At 46.8% G+C, this 11,476-nt stretch carries 10 protein-coding genes; 7 read left to right on the forward strand and 3 right to left on the reverse strand.

Translation table 11 applies throughout. From position 1 onward, the window contains the following. Positions 1-23: 23 nt before the first annotated feature. Together ompR and envZ are read left to right on the forward strand one after the other, a co-directional pair. Entirely contained in the window at positions 24-749 is a 726-nt protein-coding gene (gene ompR / locus IEW88_RS16210; protein ID WP_053423316.1) for an osmolarity response regulator transcription factor OmpR, read from the forward strand. Then, positions 750-2,060: a two-component system sensor histidine kinase EnvZ gene (gene envZ, locus IEW88_RS16215; RefSeq protein ID WP_147905055.1), complete on the forward strand. Its 1,311-nt coding sequence runs from the start codon at positions 750-752 to the stop codon at positions 2,058-2,060. It abuts the gene before it with no gap. A 54-nt stretch (positions 2,061-2,114) separates the two neighbouring features. On the opposite strand, the gene IEW88_RS16220 is transcribed toward envZ, so the two are convergent. The 3 genes from IEW88_RS16220 to hslR all read right to left on the reverse strand — a co-directional run bounded on the left by IEW88_RS16220 (position 2,115) and on the right by hslR (position 5,146). Then, positions 2,115-3,656, reverse strand: a complete 1,542-nt coding sequence (locus IEW88_RS16220; RefSeq protein ID WP_147905056.1) for a phosphoenolpyruvate carboxykinase — start codon at positions 3,654-3,656, stop codon at positions 2,115-2,117. Between the two features lie 214 nt (positions 3,657-3,870). Next, positions 3,871-4,719 (reverse strand): Hsp33 family molecular chaperone HslO, encoded by an 849-nt coding sequence (gene hslO / locus IEW88_RS16225; protein WP_053423313.1) that lies wholly within the window; start codon positions 4,717-4,719, stop codon positions 3,871-3,873. A 16-nt stretch (positions 4,720-4,735) separates the two neighbouring features. Further along, the gene (hslR, locus tag IEW88_RS16230) at positions 4,736-5,146 is read right to left on the reverse strand and encodes a ribosome-associated heat shock protein Hsp15 (protein ID WP_147905057.1); all 411 of its coding nucleotides are present in this window, start codon (positions 5,144-5,146) and stop codon (positions 4,736-4,738) included. 144 nt (positions 5,147-5,290) lie between these two features. Here hslR and gspC point away from each other — a divergent pair, with 144 nt between their 5' ends. The 5 genes from gspC to gspG are packed head-to-tail and all read left to right on the forward strand — an operon-like array spanning position 5,291 to position 11,476. After that, positions 5,291-6,199: a type II secretion system protein GspC gene (gene gspC / locus IEW88_RS16235; protein ID WP_147905058.1), complete on the forward strand. Its 909-nt coding sequence runs from the start codon at positions 5,291-5,293 to the stop codon at positions 6,197-6,199. Between the two features lie 26 nt (positions 6,200-6,225). Further along, a complete protein-coding gene (gene gspD / locus IEW88_RS16240) occupies positions 6,226-8,307 on the forward strand; it encodes a type II secretion system secretin GspD (protein WP_053423310.1) in 2,082 nt (693 codons plus the stop codon). Further along, entirely contained in the window at positions 8,307-9,815 is a 1,509-nt protein-coding gene (gene gspE / locus IEW88_RS16245) for a type II secretion system ATPase GspE (RefSeq protein ID WP_147905059.1), read from the forward strand. The genes gspD and gspE overlap by 1 nt, the downstream gene beginning before the upstream one ends. Further along, complete coding sequence (gene gspF / locus IEW88_RS16250; RefSeq protein ID WP_147905060.1) at positions 9,815-11,035, forward strand: type II secretion system inner membrane protein GspF; 1,221 nt, start codon at positions 9,815-9,817, stop codon at positions 11,033-11,035. The genes gspE and gspF overlap by 1 nt, the downstream gene beginning before the upstream one ends. A 3-nt stretch (positions 11,036-11,038) precedes the next feature. Beyond that, a complete protein-coding gene (gene gspG / locus IEW88_RS16255) occupies positions 11,039-11,476 on the forward strand; it encodes a type II secretion system major pseudopilin GspG (RefSeq protein WP_053423307.1) in 438 nt (145 codons plus the stop codon).

Raw genomic sequence — 11,476 nt, forward strand, 5'->3', positions numbered from 1 at the left:
GCATCATTTGTGGAGGGATTGGTATGCTCGGACAAGAAACAACAAAAATTTTAGTCGTTGATGACGATATGAGATTACGTTCTTTATTAGAACGTTATCTGGTAGAACAAGGTTATATTGTCCGTACCTCTGCGAACTTTGAGCAGATGCAGCGTTTAATGGAACGTGAAAACTTCCATTTGGTGGTGCTGGATCTGATGTTACCGGGCGAAGATGGTTTATCCATTTGCCGTAAGTTGCGCCAACAGGAAAATGAAATTCCTATCATTATGCTCACTGCCAAAGGCGACGAAGTGGACCGTATTATTGGTCTGGAAATGGGTGCTGACGATTACCTGCCTAAACCTTTTAATCCGCGTGAATTACTAGCCCGCATTCGTGCTGTATTACGCCGTAAATCAAAAGAATTACCTGGTGCACCTGCAGTGGAAGAGAGTCAGGTGAAATTTGGTCCTTTTGTGTTTAACCTCGCCACCCGTGAAATGCGCAAAGGCGAAGAGCTGATGCCTTTAACCAGCGGTGAATTTGCCGTACTGAAAGTGCTGGTGACTCATGCCCGTGAGCCTTTGTCACGGGATAAGTTAATGAATATGGCCCGTGGCCGTGATTATTCGGCGATGGAGCGCAGCATAGATGTGCAGGTGTCCCGCTTGCGCCGTATGTTGGAGGACGACCCAACTAACCCACGTTATATTCAAACCGTCTGGGGTTTGGGTTATGTGTTTGTACCTGACGGTGCAGTCAGCTAAATGCGTTTGTTTCCGCGCAGTGCTTTTGGTCAGACCGTCTTTCTGATTGGTATTTTGTTGCTGATTAATCAGCTGGTGTCGTATCTGTCCGTAGTGTATTACGTGATTAAACCCAGCTATCAGCAAATTAACCATCTGATTGCCAAACAAATTAAAGTCGTTTTTATCGACGTAGAGCATAACGACGTGCTGCTGTCGGAAGAGCTGACCACAAGATTCCAGCAGGCGACGGGCATTGAGGTCTACACCGATGCCACTGCGCCTCTAAATGGTTTAAATGACGCCAGCTATTACCCTTACTTCTCTGACGAAATGTCCATTGAGCTGGGAGGGCCGGCCGAAGTGCGCATAGCGCAAAACAGTAGTTATGCCTTTTGGGTGAAGCCACCTCAGGCGCCACAGTATTGGGTCAAAGTACCTTTAACGGGTCTGGATGAGACCGATTTTTCACCGCTAAAAATTTATGTCTTTGTGATTGGTTTTTTAAGTGTGGCTGGGGGCTGGTTGTTTGCCCGTCAACTGAACAGGCCATTACAGGGATTACAGCAAGCTGCACTTAAAGTAGGGCGGGGTGAAATGCCAGAGCCTTTACCTGAGCATGGTTCTACCGAGATAGTAGCGGTGACTCAGGCTTTTAACCGTATGGCTAAAGGCATCAGTCAATTAGAAAAAGACCGGGCCTTGTTAATGGCCGGTGTGTCGCATGATTTGCGTACCCCTTTAACCCGTATTCGCCTGGCCAGTGAAATGGTGAGTGAGCAGGACAGTTGGATTAAAGAAGGTATTGTCAGTGATATTGAAGATATGAATGCCATTATCGATCAGTTTATTGACTACATTCGCCACCACAAAGAGGAAGCACTGCACGAAGACGATTTAAACCTGCTGGTGCAGGAGCAAATCAGCGCAGACCGACTGCAAAAACGCGAAATTAATGCCAGCTTGTACGAACCTTTACCTCTGGTACCGCTGCGCCGTATTGCGATTAAGCGAGTGCTGAACAACCTGATTGAAAATGCGCTGAAGTACTCAGATGGTGCTATTGAAGTCAGCACTGGTGTAGAGCGGGCGAGCCGTAAAGTCTATGTACAGGTGCGTGATCACGGCCCTGGTATTCCTGAGCATGAAATGCAGCGTATGTTTGAACCTTTTGCGCAGGGCGATACAGCCCGTGGTAGTGGGGGGTCAGGTTTAGGTTTGGCTATTATCAAGAAGATTGTCGATATGCACCATGGTCAAATCAGTATGCATAACCATGCTTATGGCGGATTAGTGGTGACTGTGTATTTGCCTTTGACCAAAACGGCATAAAAAAAGGCTCCGCAATGCGGAGCCTTTTTTAATCAAATCAAGGTCAAAAAAACATTAAGCTACTTTTGGACCTGCGTTGCGGATTGCATCAGATACATCGTATTTCTTAAAGTTGTTGGCAAACTCAGCCGCTAGTTTGTGGGCGTATTGATCATAAGCTGCTTTGTCTGCCCAGGTATCTCTTGGGTTCAGCAGATTACTATCCACACCTGTCACTTTTAACGGTACATTCAGATTTAACTCTGGTAAGTGCACAGTTTCAGCTGCCGCCAATTCACCTGAGACGATAGCGTCGATAATGCCACGAGTCGTCGGGATATCAAAACGCTTACCTACACCATGTGGACCACCGGTCCAGCCCGTGTTGACTAAATACACTTTGCTGCCGAATTCACGCACACGTTTGATCAGCAATTCTGCGTACACACCAGCTGGGCGTGGGAAAAATGGCGCACCAAAACAGGTAGAAAAAGTCGATTCAATAGCAGAAGTTGAACCAATTTCGGTTGAACCTACTTTGGCCGTATAACCACTTAAGAAGTGATAAGCAGCTGCTTCTTCTGACAGGATAGAAACCGGTGGTAAAACACCACTAACGTCACAGGTCAGGAACACCACAGCTTTAGGTTCACCAGCACGGTTTTCCAGTACACGTTTTTCGACGTGAGCTAATGGATAAGCGGCGCGGCTGTTTTGAGTCAGGCTGGCATCTTTATAATCTGGCGTACGGTTAGCATCTAACACCACGTTTTCCAAAATAGTACCGAAGCGGATCGCATCCCAAATCACAGGCTCGTTTTTCTTCGACAGGTCGATACATTTAGCGTAGCAACCACCTTCAATGTTAAACACTGAGTTAGGCGCCCAACCGTGTTCGTCATCACCAATCAGGAAACGCTTAGGGTCCGCAGACAAAGTGGTTTTACCTGTGCCTGACAAACCAAAGAATAAGGTGGTGTCGCCTGCTTCACCGACGTTAGCTGAGCAGTGCATAGGGAGTACACCTTTGGCTGGCAACAGGAAGTTTTGTACTGAGAACATGGCTTTTTTCATTTCGCCGGCATAACGCATGCCCGCTAATAACACTTTGCGTTCTGCAAAGTTGATCATCACAGTACCGTCACTGTTGGTGCCGTCACGCTCTGGATCGCATTCAAACGAAGGCACGTTCAGAATTTGCCAGGTTTCTTTGCCTGACTTGTTCCACTGTGATGGAGTGATAAAAAGATTTTTGGCAAAAATATGTTGCCAGGCGGTTTCCGTAGTCACCGTCATCGGAATGTAGTGTTCCGGGTCCGCACCTACTTCAAGGTGAGAAACAAAATGTTCTTTAGTCGCTATAAAGTCGCTGACACGAGCCCAAAGTGCAGAAAATTTGACCGGATCAAAAGGACGGTTGACGTTGCCCCATTGAATATCCTGTTCTGTACTGGCTTCTTTGACGATAAAACGATCGGTAGGTGAGCGACCAGTTCTATGACCGGTTTTAACCACCAAAGCGCCGTTGTCCGCTAATACACCTTCATTACGACGAATAGCGTGTTCAACTAAATCAGCCACTGTTAAATCGACATGGCGAGTGATTGTAGAGGTCATTGTAGGGTGACTCCTTGAGGTACGTAGGTCGGTAAATTTATGGTTTTTAATAGGGTTCGGACGGATTGTACTTCATTTAGGTGGTGCAAAACACCCTGCAAGAGCGGGTTTTGTTGGAAATTTAGATAAAAAATGAAAACTTACAAGGTGGGTTACAGTTTTGATTTGTTGGCTTCGGAGCCAGGGCTAGCCCAGCTCCGAGTAGCTGTTCAGACTAGAACTTATTCAATAATAAGGACAATTCAGCACTGTCAAAGTGGTAAGTGCTGTTGCAGTAGTCACAACTGATGTCCAGTTTACCTTCTGCTATGTGTTCTTCGATCACTGCTTTGCCCAAACTGATAATAGCGGCTTCGCATTTTTCGCGTGAGCAGCCACAAACAAAGCGGATTTGCTGTGGTGCAAACAGCTCCACTTCTTCGTCGTGATACAAGCGGTGCAGCATCTGTTCAGTTGGTAAATTCAGCAGTTCGTGACTTGTGATGGTATCTGTCACTATCACTAAATCATTAAAATCCTGTTTGGCTTTGTCAGGGTCAACCGGCAATACCTGTAACAATAAACCCGCAGCGCGGCTATTATTTTCGGTCAGATCGGTAAATAGATATAAACGGGTCGGCAATTGTTCCGACTGAGCAAAATATGCTTCTAAGGTTTCCGTCAAGCTGTCGCCCGTCAGTGGGATAATGCCTTGATAACGTTCGCCTTGTTTTGGCGTAATAGTGACCAGCATATAACCTTCACCAATCAGATCACGAAAACCTGTGGCGCCAATTTCCGCCTGCAGACGGGCTACACCACGAAACTCTTGCTCCGCTGTGCCATTGACAGCAGCAAAACGCACAGGCCCATCGCCTTGTAACTGCACCGCAATATCACCATCCAGTTTTAAAGTGGCGGTTAGCAAGCTGGTGGCCACCACCAGCTCGGCCAGTAATTGCTTCACCGGGTAAGGGTAGTCATGATTTTGCAGCATTTGTTGCAAACTGTCGGAGGCATAAGCGATTTCGCCTCGTACATCGCGTTGACTAAATAAAAAACGAACTAACAAATCTTGATTCATAACAGTACCTTAAGACTTAAGATTGCTGAGCTTTAATCAGCAGCAACTGGCGACGCATTTTTTTATCCGGTTTGGTTTCAGGGTGTGGTGCAAATAGTAAATTCATTTTGCGTAATTCAGCTCTTTCCTGTTTTAATTTTACGCTCTCCTCTGTTTCTTGATACAGAGCCTGAGCTAAAGGGGCTGCAAGTCTTTTTTCAGACAAAGCCAGAACTACCACAGTTCGTTCGTCCGTGCCTTGTGTCAGTTTAATGGTGGCACCAAGCTCGACCGTTTTGCTGGCTTTACAGCGCTGGCCATTATAATGAACTTTTCCACCTTCGATCATGTCTTTTGCCAGCGCTCTGGTTTTGTAAAAGCGACATGCCCAAAGCCATTTATCTAAACGTAATATAACTGTGGTAGGCTGGTTCACTGATTTATCCACGCCTGTTCTCCGCTGCAAGTGAACATAAAGTATAGTCCTTGACTCTGTCTAAAGTCAGAGGTATTGGAATTGTGATATGTAGGCTTGTTGAGGACAAAACAACTGGGTAAGATGCAATGAGTTTTGTAAAAGAATTATTAAAGAATGAATTGGCTTGCTTCCACCCGACCTGCAGTTGAATGGCTTACCCGTCTGCCGCAACAGCGCCTGAATCTCTGGCTGACCGGAGTTCTTGTGCTGCTGTTTTGTTGGCTATTGGCTAAATTAAGTTGGCAACTTCTGCCTGCGCCAACAGCTGAACCTATCAGTGCGGTTGTGAGTACTTCAGCCGCGGCTGCGCCGGATTTGAACTTATTACTGGCAGCCAGTTTATTTGGTAAAGCTGCAGAAAAAGCCGATGCTCCTCCTGTTGCTGTGCCATCTTCAGCCCCTAAAACGACGTTGAATGTCAAACTGACCGGTGTGGTGTCTGTGTCAGGTAAACCAGAGCAAGGTTCTGCCGTTATAGAAAGTCAGGGCAGTGAACAAACTTATGGTGTGGACGATAAAATAGAAGGCACCAGTGCCATCTTAAGTCAGGTGTTTGAAGACAGAGTATTGCTCAGAGTGTCGTCCCGCTTTGAAACTTTGATGCTCGACGGCATAGAGTATCAGCAAATGGCAGCGCAAAATGGCGGCTTGCAGGAAGTAGATTATCAGCCTCTACCCGAACCTATGATGGAAGGGCCTCAGCCAGCACTTGAAGAACTGGCTGATGTGCGTAAAGAAATGATGTCGGAGCCAATGAAGTTTTTTGACTATATTCGTGCTTCGCCTCAATACCGCAATGGTCAACTCTATGGTTATCGGGTGATGCCTGGAAAAGATCCTGAATTATTTGAACGCATGGGCTTAAAAGCCAATGATGTGGCTGTTGAAATTAACGGCACTGCGCTGAATGATATGCAGCAAGCCATGATGGTGATGAATGAATTACGTGAAGCAACTCAGGCTTCAATTAAAGTTGAACGTGACGGCCAGACCAGAGACATTGTCTTTAGTCTGTCACAATAATAATTAATTAAGATGGTTAAACTCTAATGAAGTCAGTGACATCTTCTCGTCTGCACATTTCCCGTTGGTTAGGTTTGAGTGCTATTGCGCTACTGAGTTTTTTTGCGACTGCAACTGAATATCAGCCGAACTTTAAGGGCACAGATATCAATGAATTTATCAACATTGTTGGTAAAAATCTGAACAAAACTATTATTGTTGATCCGCAAGTGCGGGGGCGCATTAACGTGCGCAGTTATGAAATGCTGAACGAAAAACAGTATTACCAGTTTTTTTTAAACGTACTGGAAGTCTATGACTTTTCAGTGGTTGAAATGAAAAGTGGTGTGCTCAAAGTGGTGCGGCAAAAAGATGCAAAAACCTCTAACATTCCCGTAGTCAGTGATAATGCCGGCGCTTTGGGCGATGAAATGGTCACCCGCGTGGTTCAGGTGAAAAACGTATCAGTGCGTGAACTGGCTCCTTTATTGCGCCAGTTTGTCGATCAGAGTGGTGGCGGCAGCGTGGTGAACTACGACCCGTCAAATGTCATTATGATGACGGGTCAGGCCGAGACGGTAAATCGACTGGTTGATATTATTTCCCGGGTCGACAAAGCCGGTGATCAGGATTTAGAAATCATCAAACTCAGTTACGCCTCTTCGGCTGAAGTGGTGCGTATTCTGGAGAATATTTATAAAAATCAGGGCAAGTCTGAGCAACCTGAGTTTTTAATCCCGAAAATTGTGGCCGATGAGCGCACCAACAGTGTGATTGTCAGTGGTGAGCGTCAGGCCCGTGAGCGTGTGGTTGCCTTAGTGCAGCGTTTAGATGCTGAGCTTGAAAATCAGGGCAATACTCGTGTCTATTACCTGAAGTACGCCAAAGCGGAAGACCTGGTCAAAGTATTACAAGGCGTCAGTGCTACTATAGCAGCCGAAACTCAGGGCGCAGCAACGCAGGCGCAAAGTGCCAGAACATCCGGTAAGGGCCGTGATGTCAGTATCGAAGCTCATGCTGAAAGCAACTCTTTAGTGATTACCGCTCAGCCAGATGTTTTGCGTTCACTGGAAGATGTGATCCGGCAAGTAGATATTCGCCGGGCTCAGGTACTGGTTGAAGCCATCATTGTAGAAGTTGCGGATAACTCAGGTGCCAATTTAGGGGTGCAGTGGATCAGTGCTCAAGGCGGCTTAACTCAATTTAATAACGGTGTTGTGCCTATCAGCCAGGTTGCCGCAGGTGCTGCGGCAGCGCGTGAAGTCAAAGGCACTACAGTGGTTAACGAAGAGACCGGCGTCACTACGGTGAACCCGGATCAGAATGGTGACTACACCCAATTGGGAGAGGCCTTAGGTGGTGTAACCGGTATGATGCTGGGCGTCGTGAAAAACGACTGGGGCGCTATTTTGCAGGCCGTCACCACGGACAGTAATTCTAATATCCTGGCGACTCCGTCTTTGACCACATTAGATAATCAGGAGTCTTCTTTTATTGTTGGTGAAGAGGTACCTATTAAGACCACCACCAGCCCAGGTTCAGGCGGCACCAATCCTTTTACTACTTTAGATCGGATTGAAGTCGGTATTAAGCTCAAAGTGACACCGCAGATTAACGAAGGTAATGCGGTGAAACTGACCATAGAGCAGGAAGTATCGGGCCGTAATGGTGATATTGAAGGCAACCCTATTATCGCCAAAAGAGAAATAAAAACCACAGTCCTGGCCGATAACGGTGCCACTGTAGTGCTGGGTGGTTTGATTGATGAAGATGTGCAACAAAGTGAATCCAAAGTACCACTGTTAGGTGATATCCCAGTGCTGGGTGCTTTATTTCGCTCCACCTCATCCAGCAAACGTAAGCGTAACCTGATGATTTTTATCAAACCAACTATCATGCGGGATGACGGCTTGCTCAGTGAAGTCAGTCAGCGTAAGTACAACTATGTGCGGGCGCAGCAGCTGGCTCAGGGCGAAAAAGGTATTAACCTGATGCCTGGTGCTGAAACACCAGCTATGCCGGAATTTGATGAGACCTTAATTATTCCGCCGACTTTTGATGAGTATTTACAGAAAAAACAGGCTCAGGACAAAGCCGTAGTTGAACCTGTAGAGCAGGGGAATAACTAATGTCTGCTGTTGATCTGAATGAGATGCAACCTGCTGCAGCCAAGGTGCGCTTACCTTTTGGTTTTGCTAAACGTTTTGGTGTGTTGTTGCAGGCTCAGGCGGACGGCTGGTTGTTGGTTGTTAATCCTCAAACCCCTCCAACCGCTTTACTTGAAGTACGACGTTTATTGTCTGCTCCTTTTAAAGTACAAAAGCTACAGCAAACTGAATTTGACGCTTTGCTGGAAGCGTCTTATCAAAGAGACTCATCCGAAGCTCAACAAATCATGCAGGATATCGGCAACGAGGTAGATTTAGCCTCGCTGGCCGATGAAATCCCGGAAACCGAAGACTTATTAGAAAACGAAGATGATGCGCCTATCATTAAATTGATCAACGCCATGCTTGGCGAAGCGATCAAGTTAGGCGCCTCAGATATTCATGTCGAAACTTTTGAGAAAAATCTGGTGGTTCGTTTCCGGGTCGATGGGGTGTTACGGGAAGTGTTGAAACCTAACCGTAAGTTATCCAGCTTGCTGGTCTCCCGTATTAAAGTGATGGCCAAGCTGGACATTGCTGAAAAGCGTGTGCCGCAAGATGGCCGTATCAGTTTACGTATAGCCGGTCGTGCCGTAGACGTGCGTGTATCTACTATGCCCTCCAGTCACGGTGAGCGGGTGGTATTACGTTTACTGGATAAAAATAACTCCCATCTGGATCTGAACAAGCTCGGCATGACAGCTGCGGTGCAGCAAAGTTTTTCGCAGCAAATTTTAAAGCCACACGGCATTATTCTGGTTACAGGCCCTACAGGTTCAGGTAAAAGTACCACCTTGTATGCGGGGCTGACCGAAATCAACACCAAAGACCGCAATATTCTGACGGTGGAAGACCCTATTGAATATGAGTTAGAAGGCATAGGCCAGACGCAGGTCAACACCAAGGTCAACATGACTTTTGCCCGTGGTTTGCGTGCTATTTTACGTCAAGACCCTGATGTGGTGATGGTCGGAGAAATCCGCGATTTAGAAACTGCCCAAATTGCAGTACAGGCCAGTTTAACAGGCCACCTGGTATTGAGCACACTACACACCAATACCGCAGCTGGTGCTATCACTCGTCTGGAAGACATGGGGGTTGAACCTTTTTTACTCTCCTCCAGTTTATTGGGTGTATTGGCTCAGCGTCTGGTGCGTACTTTATGTCCGCACTGTAAACAAGCCCATGAACCAGATAAAGAAGAACGAGCTCTGCTTGGCGTGACAAAAAAAGACGGCACCCTGATTTACCGTGCTGTAGGTTGTGAACATTGTAATCAAACCGGCTATCGCGGCCGTACTGGTATTCATGAGCTTTTGGTGGTGGATGAACATACCCGTGAGCTTATCCATAACGGTAAAGGTGAGCAGGCTATTGAAAAATATATTCGCACTCAAAGCCCTAGTATCCGTCAGGACGGTTTCAGCAAAGTGTTAACGGGTGAAACCACACTGGAAGAAGTGTTGCGTGTGACCCGAGAGGATCTGTAGTGCCAGCTTTTGAATACCAGGCCATGGACGCCAAAGGGCGTCGCAGTAAAGGGGTATTGGAGGCCGATAATGCCCGTCAGGCTCGTCAGTTATTGCGTGAGCAAAAACTAACGCCACTGAGTTTAGACTTGGCTTCCCGACAGGAAAAGCTGCTGGCGTCTGGTAAGAAGTGGTTCCAATCCGGCATCAAGGCCAGTGAACTGGCGTTGATCACCCGCCAAATGTCGACCTTGATTGAAGCTGGTTTACCCATAGAAAACGCGCTGCTTGCGGTGTCTGAGCAATGTGACAAAGCCCGTTTGCGCAGCATGATGATGTCTGTTCGTTCTAAAGTAGTCGAAGGTTACAGCCTGGCTGAAGGTCTGGCGGAATTTCCTTATGTGTTTGATCACTTGTTCACATCTATGGTGGCGGCAGGCGAAAAGTCAGGCCATCTGGATGCAGTATTAAACCGGCTAGCGGATTACACTGAACAGCGTCAGCACATGCGCAGTCAAATTATGCAGGCCTTGTTGTATCCGGCTATTTTGACTTTTTTTGCCATCGCAGTGATCAGTATTTTGTTGGCTGCTGTGGTGCCGCAGATTGTCGGTCAGTTTGAGCATATGGGACAAAGCTTGCCCGGTTCTACTTTGTTTTTAATAGCCGCCAGTGACTTTTTACGTTCCTACGGCCTTTTGGTGGTATTGGCAGTTTTTCTGGCGTTGGCCGCCTTTAAAAGGGCAATGCAAAAGCCTGCCTTTAAATTGAAGATGGACACAAGGCAGTTAAAGTTGGGCTTGATTGGGAAAGTCAGCCGGGGTTTAAACACTGCCCGTTTTGCCCGGACTTTAAGTATTCTGAACGCCAGTGCCGTGCCTTTACTCGAAGCTATGCGTATTAGTGCGGATGTGCTGGATAACAGTTACATGCGCCAGTCTATAGCTGAAGCGACCTTAAAAGTACGTGAGGGCTCTTCGCTGAAAAATGCGCTGGAGCAAACCAAATTATTCCCACCTATGATGCTGCATATGATTGCCTCTGGCGAAAAAAGTGGTCAGCTCGATGGCATGTTGGAGCGTGCTGCTAATACACAGGACAGGGAATTTGAAACTCTGGTGACTGTTTCATTGAAAGTATTTGAACCTGTTTTAGTTGCCGTGATGGCTGGCATAGTTTTATTTATTGTAATGGCGATTCTGCAGCCTATTTTGGCGTTAAACAATTTAGTCGGAGGTTAGAAAATGCAACAACAAAAGGGTTTTACCCTGCTGGAAGTGATGGTGGTTATTGTTATTTTGGGTGTGATCGCCAGTATGGTCGTACCTAACTTAATGGGTAATCAGGAAAAAGCAGCCAGACAAAAAGTGGTGGTGGATATTCAACAGCTGGAGAATGCTCTGGATTTGTACAAGCTGGACAATGGTTTTTATCCAACCACAGAACAAGGATTGCAGGCCTTAGTCACCCAGGCGACTTCAGAACCAGTGCCCCGCTCTTTCCCTGAAGGTGGTTTTATCAAACGTTTGCAAAAAGATCCGTGGGACAACGATTATCTGTTAGTCAGTCCGGGTGAGATGGGCCGTATTGACGTGTATTCAATGGGGCCAGATCGTGTTGCCGGCACAGATGACGATATAGGTAACTGGAATCTGGATGCGCCGGAAGAGCAGCAAAACTAG

Origin of the sequence: Rheinheimera tangshanensis, assembly GCF_014645135.1 — a bacterium.
GTDB classification, from domain to species: domain Bacteria; phylum Pseudomonadota; class Gammaproteobacteria; order Enterobacterales; family Alteromonadaceae; genus Pararheinheimera; species Pararheinheimera tangshanensis.